Origin of the sequence: Pedobacter soli, assembly GCF_900101435.1 — a bacterium.
GTDB classification, from domain to species: domain Bacteria; phylum Bacteroidota; class Bacteroidia; order Sphingobacteriales; family Sphingobacteriaceae; genus Pedobacter; species Pedobacter soli.
In genome coordinates this window covers 1-17,676 of the sequence record NZ_FMZH01000022.1, presented here as the reverse complement: position 1 = coordinate 17,676, position 17,676 = coordinate 1, and the positions used below count along the sequence as shown (strand labels likewise).

Genomic DNA, 17,676 nt, shown 5'->3' with positions numbered 1-17,676 from the left:
AATCGCCACGTTGGTTAATTGTACAAACTGGTTAACCGGTTAATTGTATCGGGCGTAATTCAGCAGTTAACCGATTTAAACAATTAATCAGTTAACCAAAGAACAAAACAATTTAAACAATTAGCCCTTTAATAAACAAAAATTGACTTATTTTGCGTAAAATTTAAAAACATCATGTATTCAGATTTAAAGAAATTAATTGAAGCCGCCTGGGAAGACAGAACCCTTTTAAAATATAGCAACTATTGCGAAGCCATCGAAGCCGTAATTATGGGCTTGGATAAAGGCGAAATCCGCGTTGCTGAGCCAGTTTTAAACTCCTGGGGCATTAATGAGTGGGTAAAGAAAGCGGTTATTTTATATTTCCCGATTCGCGAGATGAAAGAGATTAAAAACGGACCTTTCGTGTACCACGATAAAATGGATTTAAAAACCGACTATAAAACAACTGGTGTACGTGTTGTGCCTATGGCCAGCGCCCGTTACGGTTCGTTTTTAGCGCCTGGTGTGATCATGATGCCATCTTACGTTAACATTGGTGCCTATGTAGACGAAGGTACTATGGTTGATACCTGGGCTACTGTAGGTTCTTGTGCACAAATTGGTAAACGCGTTCACTTAAGTGGTGGAGTGGGTATTGGTGGTGTTTTAGAACCCGTTCAGGCTGCTCCGGTAATTATCGAAGATGATGCTTTCTTAGGTTCGAGAGCAATTGTTGTAGAAGGTGTTAAAGTAGAAAGAGAAGCTGTACTGGGTGCTAACGTAGTATTAACTGCCTCTACCAAAATTATTGATGTTACCGGTCCAACCCCGGTTGAATATAAAGGTATTGTACCTGCGCGTTCGGTAGTAATTCCGGGTAGCTATACCAAAAAATTCCCTGCTGGCGAATTCCAGGTGCCATGTGCTTTAATTATCGGTAAACGTAAAGAAAGTACAGATAAGAAAACTTCGCTTAACGATGCGTTGAGAGAAAATAATGTAGCAGTTTAAGCTGAAAGCAAAAAGGTGAAAGCTGAAAGCGAAACACAAACTCAAAAAGCCGAAAGTACTGAACTTGATCAATCAAGCTTTGGTCTTTCGGCTTTAAGCTTTAAGCTTAAAATTGGATTCGACGGCAAGCGTGCAGCCAATAACTTAACCGGACTTGGCAATTACAGCCGTTCTTTAATCGAGCAGCTGGCACTTCAGTTTCCGGACAATCAATATTTGGTTTATACGCCAAAAGTTAAAGCTGCCAAACAGATCGATGCTTTTTTTGAGCAGCCAAACATTGAATTAAAACTTCCTAAAACAGGTCCTTTTTTATGGCGAAGCCTGAATATATTAAAAGATCTTAATCAAGATGCTGTTCAGATTTTTCACGGCTTAAGTCACGAAATCCCATTAGCCATACAGCATACCCACATTAAATCGGTTGTTACCATACACGATTTAATATTTTTGCGTTTCCCACAATATTACAAATTTATCGACCGTAAGCTTTACGAATGGAAAAGCAGATCGGCCTGTGAACGTGCCGACCAAATTATCGCCATCAGCGAAAAGACAAAGGCAGATATTGTTGAGCTATATGGCATTAACCCGGCTAAAATTACAGTGATTTACCAAAGCTGTGATGATAGTTTTAAAAGCCCTTTTGCAAAAGAAAACCTAAGCCGCATTAAAGCCACTTATAAACTACCTGACAAATTTATCCTTAGCGTAGGCACGATTGAAGCGCGCAAAAACCTGAAACTGGTTGTACAAGCTTTAAAAGAGGTAAATGAAGCCTACAAACTCGTGGTAATTGGCAAGCGTACGCCTTATTTTAAAACAGTTGAGCAAGAGATTGAGCAATTAGGTCTAAAAAACAGGATTCTATTTTTACAAAATATTCCTTTTGCCGATTTACCGGGCATATACCAAATGGCTGATGTTTTTGCCTACCCTTCGTTTTACGAAGGATTTGGCATTCCTATTATCGAAGCTTTGTATTCGGCTATACCGGTTGTAGCGGCAACAGGCTCATGTTTAGAAGAGGCCGGTGGGCCAAATAGTTTATATGTTTCACCTAACGATGCCGGTGCATTAGCCAAAGCCATCAACAGGATTATTGAATCGCCGCAGTTACAAAAAGAAATGAAAGAAAAAGGGCTGGAATTTGTTCAAAAATTCAACAGCCCTGTAGTTACGCAGCAATTAATGGATTGCTATTTAAATATGTTTAGCCAATAGTTAAGGCTTACCTTGCGGCTACCACATTTGGTGGGTATTGTGCCAATATTTCTTTAACACCGGTATACAGGCGTTGTTCGCGTTTGCTAAAATTATCTAAGTTAAAACCACTTCCCTGTCCATGCCAGAATAAAATCTTTTTAGCAGGATCTAAGAAATCGATAATGATGGTACCTTCTATGTATTGGTTTACGTAGTTCGGACCTCCCCAGCCCCAACCTCCGCGCCAGCCCCAGCCGCCGCCCCAACCCCATCCACCGTAGTAGGCGGGACCATAAACGTCAGTTTTTTCTCTGGCAACTACAACCAGGTTCACCAATAAATCGGGTTTATCGGCTTTGGTAAATCCTTTGGCATTCATTTCGGCTTCAACTGCAGCCATTAAACGGCGCTTGTCGAGGTTATTTAATTTAACCCTTGCTATGCCTTTATCGTAAAAATTATAAGTTTTGTAACTGTTTAAATCTACGTTTTTATCGTAATCGGATGCGGTGCGGAGTGTGCTACATCCGGCTAATGCCAATACCACTGTAAAAAGCATTAATAATTTTTGAACTGTTTTCATCGTGCGTTTTTTATGTAAATAACCTGTAATAAATATAACAATTTTAAAATGAAAAGGTTACGATTGATATAAATTTTACAAATCCATTTGATTTCTACAGCATATCACGAAAATACGTAGGAGAATATTTACAAAATTAATACAACTCTTGTAATGGAGCAACAAAGTTAATTTGCCTTGTCGATCCCGTGAAGGTGTGCCCTACTTTATCGTTATTTTTTTCCGCTTCCTCTTTTATGGTTTTCCATTTATTAATAAAATCACTATGCGTAATCATGAGATCATCTTTATAAGCTTCGGGCAATTTCAATTCTACCGGAAATTTATCCACGAACTCCAAACTTTCTAAAACATAATTAAATACTCCTTCAGCATCGCTTACCTCATATATAATTCCCGGCAAGCCACCAAATTTCCACGGACCTGTACGAAAATTATTGTCTTTTTTAAACCAAGCCACATAATTACGTCCTCTAAAATAAGTTTCAGCCTTTGTACAATTCACATCACCTATATTTTTAGTCTCTTTTGAAATTCTCCATTTGAAATTATTAAAGGTGTCAACAACCATTACAGTAGGCTTTATCCAAATTCGCTCAGCATAAATAAGGCTTTTACTTGCCGGTGTTTTTAAAATGAATGGCAGGCGTTTGTTATCACCATTTAAATATACTTTTGTCTTATTCGGTCCTTCATTAATCGTATCACCTTTAAAAACCTGATCGGTTTTAGGCATTTCTAAAGATTGTCCGTTCTGATAAAACTGATCAAGTAAACCTCCCCCGGTCCTACCTTTAAGATTATGGATAAATTTGTAGTGAAAAATAACTTTCTGTTGTGCAAAAACCATGCTGGAGCATACACACAAAAGAACCAGAACATATATTTTTTTCATTTCGTTAAGCGTTTCTGTAAAACTAAATATTGCAGGCTTAAAAAAAATAAACATTAACATAATTTAACTTCCTATTTATAAATACCTTTGCAGCATGCTTAGAGACGAAATTAATAAGGCTTTAGAAGTTTTGAAATCAGGCGGGGTTATCCTGTATCCAACCGATACCATCTGGGGCCTAGGCTGCGATGCCAGCAATCCCGAAGCGGTTGATAAAGTATTGAAAATCAAAAACCGTCCGGCTGAAAAGAGCCTGATTGTTTTATTGGATGTAGATAGCAAACTGCAAAGTTATGTTACCGAAATACCAGATGTTGCCTACGATCTGATTGAATATGCAGAAAACCCTTTAACCGTAATTTTTTCGGGGGCAAAAAACCTGGCGCCAAATGTGATTAATGCAGATGGAAGCGTAGGCATCAGGATCGCAAAACACGATTTCTGTACCCCACTCATCCAACGTTTCAGAAAACCGATTGTTTCTACTTCAGCCAATTTAAGCGGGCAGCCTTCACCTAAATTCTTTGATGACATTGCTCCCGAGATACTGGAGGCAGTTGATTATGTGGTAGACTTTGAACAGGAAAACCGGACTAATAAAAAACCGTCAACCATTGTTAAACTGGGGCCTTCCGGCCAGTTTGAGTTTATTAGAAAGTAATTTTATTACTTTTGTAATTCATTACCATCATACCCATACCTGAAAATGCCGGCTATATGCCTTATATTTTCCGGGCTTTGGGTTGATAACTATTATCAACTGCATGCAGCAACACCTACAAAACCCGATTTTTAAAACCTTATCATCAATAGCCGATAAGCACAATACCGAAGCTTATGTTATTGGCGGTTTTGTTCGCGATATCTTTTTAAACCGGCCATCAAAAGACATTGATGTGGTAGTAGTAGGCAGTGGCATTGAGTATGCCGAGGCTGTAGGCAGAAAATTAAACACCAAAGTGGCGGTATTTAAAAACTTTGGTACTGCCAACATTAAATACCAGGATTTAGAAGTAGAATTTGTTGGGGCCAGAAAAGAATCTTACCGGTCTGATTCGCGTAAGCCTATAGTTGAAGACGGCACTTTATCCGACGATCAGCTCCGTCGCGATTTTACCATCAATGCCCTGGCCATTAACCTGAATGCCGGTAATTTTGGCGAGCTGCTCGATCCTTTTAACGGTATGCAAGATCTGGAAAACAAGCTGATCCGTACCCCGCTTGATCCGGAAATTACGTTTTCAGATGATCCCCTGCGCATGATGCGTGCCATCCGTTTTGCCACACAGCTTAACTTCAGTATAGATGAGGCCGCCATAAATGCTATCAAATCGCAGAAACAGCGCATCAGCATTGTATCTAAAGAAAGGATAACCGACGAAATGAATAAAATCATTTTGTCGCCAAAACCTTCTATCGGTTTTAAACACCTTTTTAATACCGGCTTACTGCAGATCATTTTCCCACAAATGGCACAGCTTTATGGAGTGGAAATTATAAAAGGCAAAGGCCATAAAGATAATTTTTACCATACCCTGGAAGTGTTGGACAATATCTGCGCCGATACCGATGACTTATGGCTGCGCTGGGCTGCTATTTTACACGATATTGCCAAACCAGCTACCAAACGTTTTGAAGAAGGCCACGGCTGGACCTTTCATGGTCACGAAGACAGGGGTGCACGCATGGTGCCCAAAATCTTTGCACAGTTAAAACTTCCTTTAAATGAAAAGATGAAGTATGTGCAAAAACTCGTTCAGCTGCATTTACGTCCTATTGTACTGGCCCAGGAAACCGTTACCGATTCTGCTGTAAGAAGATTGCTTTTCGATGCCGGAGAGGAAATAGAAAGCCTGATGTTGTTGTGCAATGCCGATGTAACCACCAAAAACGAGTACAAAAAAACCAAATACCGCAACAACTTTGAACTGGTTAAACAAAAGCTCAAAGATGTAGAAGAACGCGATAAAATCAGAAACTGGCAGCCTCCCATTACAGGTAACGATATTATGGAAACTTTTGGACTAAGCGCCGGTAAAGAAGTAGGGTTAATTAAAAATGCAATCCGCGAAGCCATACTGGAGGGCGAAATCACAAACGACTACAACGAAGCGTTCAACTTTATGCTAAATCAGGCAAAACAAATGGGATTAAATCCTGTTAAATAATCATTTAATTGCCCAAATCATCCCCCCTTACCTTGTTTTGTAACGTTTGATGTTTTGTGGTAATACAAATTAACTTTATTTTTACGGTTCCAAAATACAATAATGGCTATTTATAAATTTAGAATTACTTTCGAAGATTATGATGATGTTGTGAGAGAGATCGACATTAAATCAAATCAGACATTTGAAGACCTGCACAAGGCTATTCACAGATCTACAGGTTACAATGCCGAAAAATCTTCGTCTTTTTATGTAAGTACCGACAATTGGTTAAAGGGCGATGAAATTGCCTATTTACCAAGCGAGCGTAAAAAAGACCGTGTAGTTTTAATGGAAAATTCGAAATTAAGCGGTTTTATCGAAGATCCACACCAAAAATTTTATTACATCTATAATTTCGATCGTCCGTACGATTTTCACGTGGAACTGGTTAAAATTATTTTAGATGCCGATCCGAATATCGAATATCCGTTTTTAGCCAAAAGTACCGGCGAAGCGCCTAAAATTTTCGAAAGCAGCAATGCTCCTGTTGCCGATCCGGGTTTAGCCGCTGGTGCTGCTGCAGGTGAATTCGATTTCTTAAATGAAATGAATTTTGTACCCGAAGATACCGACGAATTGGAAGCCATGGGTGATATGGGTATTAACGAAGAAGAACGCGATGAAGATGAAGAAAACGAAGAGGACGAATTTGGAGATGAATTTTCTGACAACGACAATTACGATGACGATAGCCACAAAGATGACTATTAATCCTAGCAATAAAATCTAATTCATATTAAGTCAGGTGTATTACATCTGACTTTTTCATTTAATAACATGATGACTGCCGCAAGTAGCTCCAATCAAAAAACTAAAACTTTAATCGCTGTTGTAGGCCCTACTGCAATTGGTAAAACTGCTTTGGCTATTCAGCTGGCGCAACATTTTGGTACCGAGATTATTTCTGCCGATTCGCGCCAGTTTTTCAGGGAGATGGAAATTGGTACCGCCAAGCCCGACGCAACGGAACTAGCCGCAGCTAAACATCATTTCATCAACTCACATTCGATTGCTCAACTGTTTAGCACTGGTGATTTTGAAGTTGAAGGTTTACAAGTACTGGATCAGATTTTCGAAAATCACGACATAGCTATTATGGTTGGCGGTTCGGGCCTTTATATCAATGCCTTAATTAACGGTTTAGACGAAATGCCCGAAATTGATCTGGCCATCCGCGAAAAACTGAATAAACAATTTGAAGCGGAAGGCATTACAGCTATCCAGGAACAACTGGCAGCGCTTGATCCTGAATATTATGCAAAGGTAGATCAGCAAAATCCGCAGCGCATGATCAGAGGACTCGAAGTGTTTTTATCAACCGGACAAAAACTTTCTGCTATGCTCTCGGCCACTAAAAAAGAACGGCCATTTAACATTATTAAAATTGGGCTAAATACCGACAGGGCTGTTTTGTACGATAGGATTAACCGCAGGGTTGATCAAATGATAAATATGGGGCTTTTAAATGAAGTGAAGGGCCTAGTAGATTTCAGGAAGTACAACGCACTCAACACAGTCGGCTACAGCGAAATTTTCGACTATTTAGACGGAACAATTTCTTTGGAGGAAGCCATAGCAGCCATTAAGCAAAATACCCGCCGTTTTGCGAAACGCCAGCTTACCTGGTTTAGAAGAGACGAGGAAATTAACTGGTTTGAGCCTGATGAAAAGGAGAAAGTGCTTCAGTTGATAAACGAAAAACTGATTAACAAAAAAGGCTAACTTATAAAGAAAGTCTAAATGAGTTTGTCACGTTGAGCTTGTCGAAACGCTTTACGATGTTTAGACAAGTCCTTCGACAGGCTCAGGATAACAATCTATTAGAAGATAGCCTTTTTCTCTGTGTAATCCCCTAAATTAATTCGGAAACTTCACTCCCCTATACTGGGTAATATCAACCGTAGGAATAGTAGCACCATATTTGGCATTAATTGCCTCGATAAATACATTGGCAATTACGGCATTTCCGCGTGGGGTTAAATGGATTCCATCTAAAGAAAAGGCACCACCTGTAATAAATGCGGCATTAATACCTACTCCCTGAATATTCAAACCAGTTTTAACCTGATTAAAATAATTATAGGTATCTGCAATAGCCAAACCTTTGCTGGTAGCTAACGATTTAATGCTGCTGTTGTAACTGTTTACATAGTCTTTAACTTTAACTACTTCGTCTTTATCCAACACCCAGTTGTTGGCAATTGGATTTAGTGGATGTAAACCATAAGGAATAGCTCCCTGACCGAATAAGCCAGCAGATTGGAAAGGTAAACGAATTAAATCTTCGGCAGTTGCTGCCCTAACTGTACCAGTTCCGGTTTGGATGTATACTGCTGTTGCAGCCGGATTAATGGCTTTTGCCGCGGCCAGTAAAGCTGGTACCGTTACGGTGTTAAAATAAGGAATAGCCGTTACATCCGGAATGGTAGCTACAATACCTTTTTGACCATTTGCGGTTAAAGCATTCAACATATTGGTGTACAATGATGCAAAAGTAACTTTATCGGTTAACGTGGTTGTTGGATCGCCGGTAACAGCAACAGCACCATTTAATGCATAACCCAACACATCATTATTACCCAGCCAAAGCGAGAAAAAGGTATGATTCCTGCTCTGGATAAACTGGAAATAATTGGTTTTGCCTACCTGTGCATCAGTCAGTAAACGCTCAAAGAAAGGGTTAGCAGCACTGAAAGTTAAAGTCGGGTCGAAAGATAAATCGAGACGCATACCCGGAATACCCAGGTTTTGAACTTCACCACTGTATTTATCCAGATGTTTTGCTGCATCTCTGTAAGCCAGTTTATCTGCAACAGGTGTTAGTGTTGGTGTACCATTAACGAGTGCAGTTAAAGCAAGATAGCCTGAACCATTTGAATGCTCCTCAGTAAAAAAAGGTGAGGTAAAGGCACCTCCACCCACTGTGGCCATTTTAGCTGCGATTAAGTTCGGGTAAGCCACTTTTTGCCCTTCCAGGTACAATCCGCCATCGGCATACCCTGAAGTTAATGAGTTACCGATAGCAATATATTTGCTAAAATTAGCTTGTCCTGCGGTTGAACCTGCAGGTGTTTCTATTTCGGGTTTACAGGCTGCTGTAAAAAGGATGGCAGCAGCAATGAAACTATTTAATATATATCTTTTCATTTATAATCTCTCCTACCATTTATAAGTTAACGAAATACCTGGCGCATAAACCAGTGTCTTAAATGTACCGTCTAAGCCAGTTTCAATGTTCTTTTGCTTACGCGATTTCACATCTTCGAAGAAAAAAGAAGCATTTACTTCGAAATGGCTGGTAGGGGTATAACTTAAACCCGCACTTAAAATATAACGGTCGGCATCAGGTGCTTCGGGTGTTACATAACCATCCTGAACCGGAGAGAAGGCATAGCCCACACCTGCCCTTAGCGCCAGTTTTTCTGAAGCCTGGTGGTTAATCCCTAATTTAAACGATGAACCATCGCGGTAATTACGGGCAGATTTAGTATCGGCCAATGCTGGTGTATTGGTTACATAATCAAATGATAAATCCTGATAAATATGCCATTGTACCCAGCTCGCATCAAACGCTAAAACTGTGCTTTGCGATAGCGGAATACCTACCCCTAAGCTGGTAGTTGCCGGTAAAGGCAACTCGGCATTAAAAGTATTGCCTGCCGGGAAAGAACCTGTTAACGATTTTGGCACGTCAAATTCGGCCGAACCGCCATCGAGTTTGGTAATAACCTTCGATTTATGTACCAAAGCAAACGAAATATTGCTAAGTGTTTTGATGTACAAACCGGCATTCCAGCCATAACCTTTTCCGGTGCCTTCTAAAGTAGCATGTCCGGAGCGGCCATCAGGGAAATTAACAGGAAGTGCGCGTTGCAGATTTACATCTCCATGGTTATAAACAAAGCCTGCACCAATACCAATGCGATCGGTTATTTTAATACTCAGCGTAGGTTGAAAATAAATGGCTTTTAAATTCAAAGAAGTTAAAGCATACTTACCCGACCAGTTATCGCCCCAATCTACCAAACCGCCAAAGGGTGTATAAACCCCTAAGCCCAGTTTCCATTTGTTGGATTTTGGTCCCCAAACGGCATAAAATTCGAAAGGTGGAGCAATTTTGTTCTTTACATTTTCGGTGATATCCGATCCTGCCTGTTTAAACGCTGATTTAAACAACAATGGGTTTACGCCTGCTGAAACTGAGTTTTTCTCTAAGAAAGTTACTGCTCCGGGATTATAAAACACAGAAGCCTCGTCTAAAGCCAATGCAGAACCTGCACCTGCCATACCAATTTGCTTCTGACCTTGTAAATTAACCTGAAAGCCCTGCCCCAGAACCCATAATGGGGCAGAAAGTAATACGCTCAATAAGATTTTTTTCATTATAGATGGTTGTAGCACAAATATATATTATGCTAACATAGCAAACAAACATTTGTTTGTAAGAATCTTAATATACTTAGGCCTGAGCAGTAGGTCCTCCGAAACCCATCGGGAATGGCGGCTCTTCCTGGGTTTTAATGCGGCCATTCACTGCTTCGAATTTCTGTATATTATCTTCTAATGCTGATAATAAGCGTTTTGCATGTTCGGGGGTTAAAATAATGCGCGATTTTACCTTTGCTTTAGGAATACCAGGCATTACACGGATAAAATCCAATACAAATTCGGTATTGGAATGCGTAATAATGGCCAGGTTAGAAAAAATCCCCTCAGCAATTTCTTCTGATAACTCTATATTTAACTGGTTTTCGTTTTGTTGTTCTTCCATAATAGCTCAAAAATAAAAAATTCCGCTGCTTAATGGCGGAATTTAAAATATAATATTAAAAACTTGCGATCCTCGTTACTTCAGCATAAAGTTAATGATGCCAATAACAGCACCTACGATGGCTAGAAACTGAACAAGCCCAACTAAATAGATCGATTTAGAAAGCTCCGATTTAACTTGCAAGATATATTCTTTTGTGTTGGCTATATCTTCTTTCGTAGCTAAAATTTCCCGTTTATTTTCAAATTCAGCTTTCACTTGACGTATCTGAAAAAGTTGAATTTCTGTAATGCTCATTGCACTTATTTTTTATTAAATCTACAAAATCTATTCCAAATAAAAAATTCAGTAACAATGTCATTTCAGCTCATTTATTTCGCTAAAAAATCTAACTCTGCAATGGCCAGCGCTTTTTTACCTCCGGCAATAAGCGTAGCTTTTACCTGTATATATTTGGCCGAAATTGCCTTTTTAAAATAGTGTGTCCTTGGTGTAGGGTCGTTAATTAAGTTCCCGAACTCAAATGTTTCAGCATCAGCCCAGGTTTGGCCATCGTTGCTAATTTGGATCCCCCCTTTTTCCATCATACCGTCTAAAAATTGGGCAGGCGGCGTATAGATAAATCCGGTTAAGTTATAGCTGTTACCTAAATCTAATGCTATTTTGTGTTCAGCATCGTTTGAAGCTGATAGCCAATAGCTCTGTTTATTGGCATCGAAAGCCATGCCTGCGGTACGTCTGTTCATTTCGCTGTCGGCAGCTAATAATTTCCAATCTTTTTTCACTATCCCAAAAGTCTCAGAAGCTATGGCCCCTTTTTCATTTTTGATGATTGCTATTGCTTTAACCTCGCCTTTTGCAATCTGCACAGGGCCAGTATATTTATTGGAGCTTGCATTGGGTACACTACCATTGGTGGTATAATAAATTGCTACTCCTTTATTCAGATTAGCCGTTGCATTTTCGCCATGTGGTTTCCAGCCAAACTCGTGCATTTTAGGAGAAATGGTAGTTAAACCGTTTGCATCCCTGGTATACTGCAATTGTGGTGGATGTGTGCGGTAATAATGCGCCGAAATGGTAGCAATTGCTGGATTTTCTCTTGACGAAAGTACTGTTAGCCTAAATTTCGAAGTGGTAATTTCAGGAAAACGCAGGATACGTTTATATCCAATATTGGTAGCTTCGGCAATTTTCTGCCATTTGTTACCAATCCAGGCTTGTAGCTGGTGCTGCCTTACGCGCTCGCTGTGGCTGGCAATATCTTCATGTATTACAATCCGGTTTACTGTAACCGGCTTAACGGTGGTAATTTCGATACTTTTTTGTTGCTTATTAAGTAAAACATGCGTATTCAAATTGTTATCCAACACCTGCTTAGCCCCTTTTGCTCCGGCAAACAGATTTTTACCATAAGTTTCATTAATACGTTTGCCTACTTCATTCAGCACCTTTACATCTTCATCCGAAAATTTTCCATTCCGGTTTGGTGGTATATTGAGCAAAAAGGTCGAATTTCCACCTACCGAACGTTCGTAAATATCGAAAACATCGTCGGCGCTGCGTACTTTTTGTTTATCATCATCTCTGTAAAACCAGCCTTCTCTGATAGAGGTATTGGTTTCAGCCTGTTGGTAGTGTAAGTATTTGGCCTTGTACAATTGCTCATCACTGCCCAGATCTTTATCAGTAAGATCTGGAAAATGCGTGGCCATATCCGGGTTTTCAGGATAAGGAAGTACATTCCACTCTGTAATACGTGTTCCTCCGGCTTCGTTACCACACCAGCGGATATCTTCACGACCAAAAATTACTGCTTTAGGAGCCAAAGTATGGATCAGTTTTTTCCAGGCCAGATAATTGTACTGCTGTCCTCCTTTTGTTTTAGGGTGTGCGCCATCAAACCAAACTTCATCAATTGGCCCATACTCAGTTAACACCTCGAATAGCTGGTTTAGGAAATATTCGTTATAATCATCAACATTGAATTGAAATTTTGTCTGATTGGCAAACGGTCTTCCTGGTACCGCCCTGGGAATAGTGCGTGTAGTAGTTTTGCTTAGGTTGCCATATAAACCTGCTGCATCTTCCATTTGGAATAAATCAGCCGGAGATAAATAAATGCCTAGTTTTAAGCCATATTTCTTACAGGAAGCCGAAAGATCTTTCAAAATATCGCCCTTGCCATCTTCAAAACCGCTCGACATGATACCGTGTTTAGTATAGCGACTTTGCCAAAGTACGAAACCATCATGGTGTTTTACAGTTAACAATACCATTTTCATTCCTGCAGCCTTCATGGCCTGGCACCATTGGTCGGTATGCAGCTCTTTCAGATCAAAAATTTTAGGGTCTTCTTTGCCATTTCCCCATTCCATCCGGGTAAAAGTATTGGGTCCGAAGTGGATAAATGCAATAAATTCGTTTTTTAAAGCACTTAACTGGTTGGGTGTTGGTACTACGTGGCTGGCTTTAGCTATAATGGCCGCTTTACTATCGGTTGGTTCAATTGCAATGGTATTTTGCAAATTGATAGTGTTGCTTTGGGCAAGTGCATGAACCGTAAATGCTCCTACAATAGCCGATGTAATCAATATTCGTTTCATTGATGTTTTGTGTGTATCGTTTGTGTGTTTAAAATTATCGTTTGGTTCAGGTTAATTCATAAACTTAGTTAGCTACTTATTAATTCATATTAACATTTCTCCGTATAAAATTATCCTGGCAGTTAACTCCTATTTATTAAGGTTTTCTTTAAAAGGATAAAACTTAACCCAATCAATTTCCATTTCAACTGGCAAATCAGCATCTTTTATTTTGCCTACCCAGCTTCCGCCCAGTTGCATATCGAGCAGCAGGTAATGGTTTACACCAAAGGGAAACTGTCCTTGTGCGGTAGTAGCTATTTTGGGGTAGGTAAAAGTTTTCCTGTTATTAACGAAGAATACCAAACTGTCGGGATATTTCTCCACGGCATAGGTATTAAATTCGGCAGGATTAATCTTAGCAATACCGCCAGATTTGGGTTTATCTTTTATTTTGAGTGTAAGCGTATAATAGGTATGAATGGTTTGATAGGCAATGGAGTCGAAATTTAAACGTTCCATAATATCGATCTCGCCACCATCAGGCCATTTGCTATTTTCGGCCAGCATCCAAAAAGCAGGCCAGGCACCCTTTGCACCATTTAGTTTTGCCTTAATTTCTAAACGGCCAAAACCAAAAGTCTTTTTATCTTTTGTATAAATACCACCAGTTAAATACCGGGAAGTATCCTTAGCTAAATCATTATTTTTTATTCCCCTGAGGATCATTTTACCATCACGTAAGGCATAACAAGTATCGTTATTGCTCATGTGCCTGTTCCAGTCTGCCCCACCCCGTGGTATTTTAGACCAATATTGACTATCGAAAGTACCTTTTTGATTAAAATCTTCTGTCCACGAAGTACGACCACGATAAGCCTTATTAACCGAACACGAATACAACAAAACCAGCAACAAAGCCAGCCAGCTCATTTTTTTCATCTTAAATTATCTTTTTGTGCTTAAAATTTTCCTGATTATTTTTTCATAGGCATCTGCATATTGCTTCATCCCCAAATCATTTGGATGGGTGCCATCAATGGTGCTATCGTCGGTAAAGCCAATTTCTTTTGCTGTTAAAAGGTAAAGCCCCTTTATACCCGATTTCCTTAGTTTTTGGTAAGTATTATTCAGTATTTGGGAAGTCCAGATGTATCTGCCGGTAAGTGCCGAATCGAGATTAACTGATGGTAAACCGGAGCTGTGCTCAACCAATAAAACCGGGATATTTGGGTGCTTTGCCTTTAAACTTTGTACGGAACTGATTATTCGCTTTTCAATTTCTTCGGCTGGATAAACATTTTTATCATGCAGATTTGGCTGACAATCGAGCACAAAAAGCCTGGCATTGGTCTGGTTCATTAAATCGACAAGTGGTGTTTCTAATCTTCCATTGCCCGAAAAGCCCAGGTTAATTACAGGTTGATTTAACTGTTGGCCTAAAATATTAAGCCAGGCCATTCCCGGTCTGCTGGCGCTTGCACCCTGCATAATCGAAGTGCCATAAAACACCAGCACAGGTTGGTCGTCTACATTTTCAGCTACAAAATCAGCATTAGCCGCTACACCTATTTTTAACCATTTTGGGGTATTGTAGAGTGGCAGGTATAAACGAAACTTTTTGATTGATACGGTGGTATTAAAATTGTCATAGCTGTACGTAACTGTATCTTTATAGCTGTAAGCAGCTTTAATCCAGTGCCATTTATTTTCAGTGTCTTGGGCATATAAGTCTACTCCGCTCACACCTAATGTTGGCATGTTATCTAAACTCTTGGTTCCGGCAAGTTGATATTTTACTATAATTTTTTTCGCGTTGGTAGTAAAATCGATGTACTCGCCAGCAGTGTTCTTAGCTAAGTTCCAGACCTCTTTGCGTACCTCTTTTTCTGCTGCCATCGGCAAACGGTTATAATAATTGGTACTATCGGTATTCTGCCAGGCTTTGCCTTTTACAGTAACAGCGGTACTTAACCTGGGGTTAAACCACTTCAAACCGGCATCAGTTTGGGCATACGTGGTCTGGTTCAGCATCATGAAGGCAGTCAGCAAAACTAAAAAAATAATGGATCTCATATATCTGGTTCAGGATCTAAAATTTGGTTAATAGTTAATGGGCAAGCAGTTTAGCGTTATAAATAATAATCTAAAAATTACCCAACAAGGAACATACTAATCGGCAATAAGACGCTAAATAAACTTGTGTTGACTAAGTTAATTAAACGAAATACAATAAAATTAAAGAATTGATAACCAGCGCCTACGCAAACGGTTGATAGATTGTAACAAAACGGATAGTTCCTGTAACAACAAAAAAAGCCCCTTTTTAAGGAGCTTTGTTATTGTGTAAAACAAAAAACAATGGTTAATTGACCTGTAAAGCCTGGTTAAAAACTTTTAAAGCTTCCTGATCATCGTAAGCAACAATTAGTTTATTCAGTTTCTTTTTAAGTTCGGTTTTGATTGTGCTATAATGTTTATCGTTGATAATATTATTTAACTCGCTGGGATCCTTCTTCAAATCGTATAATTCCCAGGCTTCGGTGCCTTTATAAAAGCGAACCAGCACATAATCATCTGTGCGGATGCCAAAATGCGGCGATACGTAGTGGGGGCCTGGGTATTCGTAATAATGGTAATAAGCGCCATCTTTTGACCAGTTTTTAATTTGCGGATTCTTTAACACCGGCAGGAAAGATTTGCCTTGCATAAAGTCAGGTTTTGCGATGCCCGAAAAATCAAGGATGGTTGGCGCCCAATCTACATTGGAGATGATCTGGTTTATTTTTTTGTCCTTAAGTGCCGGTAGTTGCGGCATCCGGATGATGAATGGCGTACGAAGCGATTCTTCATAAATAAACCTTTTATCAAACCAGCCATGTTCGCCCAGGTAAAAACCCTGATCGGATGCATAAATCACAATGGTATTTTCGCTCAATCCATTTTTATCCAGGTAATCTAATATTTCGCCAATATTTCGGTCCAAAGATTTAGCTGTGGCATAATAATCTTTCATGTACCGCTGAAATTTCCATTCTTTTAACGCATTGCCTGTTAAATTCAGTTGCGCAAATTCTTTAGCAAGTTGACCATAATAATTCCGGTATGCCTTGCTCTGCACGCTATCCATCCGCGCGTACTCGCCTTGCTGATAATAGCGCATCATCGATTCTTCGATCTCTTTACCTTTAACAGCAGGTTTCGCAGGTTGGTTATTTACTTTTTGTTTTTCGCCAAAAGGCTGATTGATTTTTAAATCGGTTTTAAGTGTCAGCACATCTCCAACGCTCATTAACTGTTTGGCAGCAGCTGTTCTTCCTTTGTAATCATCATAAAAGGTTGCAGGTAAAGGAAACTTAACCGAATCGTAAGCACCAAGGTCTTGTAAATCGGGAAGCCATTCTCTGTGTGTGGCCTTCTCGCCTACCACCAGGAAAAAAGGTTTATCGGGGTTTCTGTCTTTTAAATATTTTTTGGTGAGTTCGGTAATCACCTCTGTTACGTAACCGTGATACAACAGGGTATCGTTCTTTTGGTTAATAAAATCGGGGTTAAAGTAGTGCCCCTGAACTGGCATCACATTCCAGTAATCGAAACCTTTGGGCAAGCTGCCTAAATGCCATTTCCCAATCCAGGCGGTTTGATAGCCATTTTGACTTAAAATTTCAGGTAAAAAACGTTGATTGGTATCCAAAACCCCATCGTTAACCTTGTAACCATTTTTATGACTGTATTGCCCGGTAATAAATGCCGCACGACTTGGTCCGCAAATGGCGTTGGATACAATTGCATTATTAAACAAGGCGCCTGATTTTGCCAGACGGTCTATATTGGGTGTACTGATTAATTTATTACCATAAGCACCAATGGCCTGATAGGCATGATCATCAGACAGGATAAAAATAATATTGGGTTGCTTATGTTGTGCAAAGGCAATTGTATGAATGCACAGGAGCAACAGTACTAGAATTTTCTTCATAGGATGGGATAATCGTAATTTACTGCAAAGTGAAACTATACAAATATAATCTCTTTTTGTAATGGATAATTTGATAAATCCAATTCGGCCGGATCGAGTAAGAAGCAGGGAATTAATTCCCCTGCTGTCTCCTCACACCACCGTACGTACCGTTCGGTATACGGCGGTTTGTTAGAATAACTTCGTTTGGTGTGTTGTTTTCCAGTAGTAATAATTACCAAATCCGTCAAGCCCAAGCCTCATAAAGAACTTCTTGTTAAGTGTCGTACGTAGTGTCGGGCTGTTTGCAGTCCTGCAATATCCCTTGCGGGTATTGGCCAGCTGATAAGCCCTTGATTTCACTACGCCCACCTTCATCAGATTCCTCGCTCTGCCCGTTATACTCTTCCATTGTTTCCAAAGAACAATACGCAGCCTGGTTCTCATCAATTCGTCCAGTTTTTCCATGTATCCC

Annotated in this window: 16 protein-coding genes and 1 pseudogene; 6 read left to right on the top strand and 11 right to left on the bottom strand. The window is 39.7% G+C overall.

What is annotated here, in order from left to right; genetic code table 11:
- Positions 1 to 174: 174 nt before the first annotated feature.
- Positions 175 to 993, top strand: a complete 819-nt coding sequence (locus tag BLR37_RS24595) for a 2,3,4,5-tetrahydropyridine-2,6-dicarboxylate N-succinyltransferase (protein ID WP_208599725.1) — start codon at positions 175 to 177, stop codon at positions 991 to 993.
- A 15-nt stretch (positions 994 to 1,008) separates the two neighbouring features.
- Positions 1,009 to 2,217, top strand: coding sequence for a glycosyltransferase family 4 protein (locus BLR37_RS24590; protein ID WP_090773324.1), 1,209 nt, complete (start codon positions 1,009 to 1,011; stop codon positions 2,215 to 2,217).
- Between the two features lie 7 nt (positions 2,218 to 2,224).
- Here BLR37_RS24590 and BLR37_RS24585 read toward each other — a convergent pair whose 3' ends face one another.
- Positions 2,225 to 2,782 carry a DUF4136 domain-containing protein gene (locus tag BLR37_RS24585; protein ID WP_090773322.1) on the bottom strand — a complete coding sequence of 186 codons (558 nt, stop codon included), beginning with the start codon at positions 2,780 to 2,782 and terminating at the stop codon, positions 2,225 to 2,227.
- 136 nt (positions 2,783 to 2,918) lie between these two features.
- Positions 2,919 to 3,677, bottom strand: coding sequence for a GLPGLI family protein (locus tag BLR37_RS24580; protein ID WP_167356677.1), 759 nt, complete (start codon positions 3,675 to 3,677; stop codon positions 2,919 to 2,921).
- Between the two features lie 94 nt (positions 3,678 to 3,771).
- Between BLR37_RS24580 and BLR37_RS24575 the strand changes: the two genes are divergently transcribed.
- From BLR37_RS24575 to miaA, 4 genes are all read left to right on the top strand, one after another.
- Positions 3,772 to 4,338: an L-threonylcarbamoyladenylate synthase gene (locus BLR37_RS24575; protein WP_039482071.1), complete on the top strand. Its 567-nt coding sequence runs from the start codon at positions 3,772 to 3,774 to the stop codon at positions 4,336 to 4,338.
- A 103-nt stretch (positions 4,339 to 4,441) separates the two neighbouring features.
- The gene (locus BLR37_RS24570; protein WP_090773318.1) at positions 4,442 to 5,845 is read left to right on the top strand and encodes a CCA tRNA nucleotidyltransferase; all 1,404 of its coding nucleotides are present in this window, start codon (positions 4,442 to 4,444) and stop codon (positions 5,843 to 5,845) included.
- Between the two features lie 102 nt (positions 5,846 to 5,947).
- On the top strand, positions 5,948 to 6,598 hold the full coding sequence (locus tag BLR37_RS24565; protein ID WP_090773316.1) for an IS1096 element passenger TnpR family protein: 651 nt from the start codon (positions 5,948 to 5,950) through the stop codon (positions 6,596 to 6,598).
- A 69-nt stretch (positions 6,599 to 6,667) separates the two neighbouring features.
- Positions 6,668 to 7,609, top strand: coding sequence for a tRNA (adenosine(37)-N6)-dimethylallyltransferase MiaA (gene miaA / locus BLR37_RS24560; protein WP_090773314.1), 942 nt, complete (start codon positions 6,668 to 6,670; stop codon positions 7,607 to 7,609).
- A 135-nt stretch (positions 7,610 to 7,744) separates the two neighbouring features.
- Here miaA and BLR37_RS24555 read toward each other — a convergent pair whose 3' ends face one another.
- From BLR37_RS24555 to BLR37_RS25465, 9 genes and pseudogenes are all read right to left on the bottom strand, one after another.
- On the bottom strand, positions 7,745 to 9,034 hold the full coding sequence (locus BLR37_RS24555; protein WP_090773311.1) for an SGNH/GDSL hydrolase family protein: 1,290 nt from the start codon (positions 9,032 to 9,034) through the stop codon (positions 7,745 to 7,747).
- Between the two features lie 12 nt (positions 9,035 to 9,046).
- Entirely contained in the window at positions 9,047 to 10,270 is a 1,224-nt protein-coding gene (locus BLR37_RS24550) for an OmpP1/FadL family transporter (protein WP_090773309.1), read from the bottom strand.
- A 76-nt stretch (positions 10,271 to 10,346) separates the two neighbouring features.
- Complete coding sequence (locus tag BLR37_RS24545; protein WP_029279713.1) at positions 10,347 to 10,658, bottom strand: DUF3467 domain-containing protein; 312 nt, start codon at positions 10,656 to 10,658, stop codon at positions 10,347 to 10,349.
- Between the two features lie 75 nt (positions 10,659 to 10,733).
- A complete protein-coding gene (locus BLR37_RS24540) occupies positions 10,734 to 10,955 on the bottom strand; it encodes a hypothetical protein (RefSeq protein ID WP_090773307.1) in 222 nt (73 codons plus the stop codon).
- A 74-nt stretch (positions 10,956 to 11,029) separates the two neighbouring features.
- Positions 11,030 to 13,264 (bottom strand): alpha-L-fucosidase, encoded by a 2,235-nt coding sequence (locus BLR37_RS24535; RefSeq protein WP_090773305.1) that lies wholly within the window; start codon positions 13,262 to 13,264, stop codon positions 11,030 to 11,032.
- A 129-nt stretch (positions 13,265 to 13,393) separates the two neighbouring features.
- Positions 13,394 to 14,185 (bottom strand): glycoside hydrolase family 16 protein, encoded by a 792-nt coding sequence (locus tag BLR37_RS24530; protein WP_090773303.1) that lies wholly within the window; start codon positions 14,183 to 14,185, stop codon positions 13,394 to 13,396.
- Positions 14,186 to 14,191: 6 nt separating this feature from the next.
- The gene (locus BLR37_RS24525; RefSeq protein WP_090773301.1) at positions 14,192 to 15,319 is read right to left on the bottom strand and encodes an SGNH/GDSL hydrolase family protein; all 1,128 of its coding nucleotides are present in this window, start codon (positions 15,317 to 15,319) and stop codon (positions 14,192 to 14,194) included.
- Between the two features lie 289 nt (positions 15,320 to 15,608).
- Positions 15,609 to 17,222 carry a sulfatase family protein gene (locus tag BLR37_RS24520; RefSeq protein WP_090773299.1) on the bottom strand — a complete coding sequence of 538 codons (1,614 nt, stop codon included), beginning with the start codon at positions 17,220 to 17,222 and terminating at the stop codon, positions 15,609 to 15,611.
- Between the two features lie 171 nt (positions 17,223 to 17,393).
- A pseudogene (locus BLR37_RS25465) lies at positions 17,394 to 17,676 on the bottom strand (hypothetical protein); the annotation flags it as partial.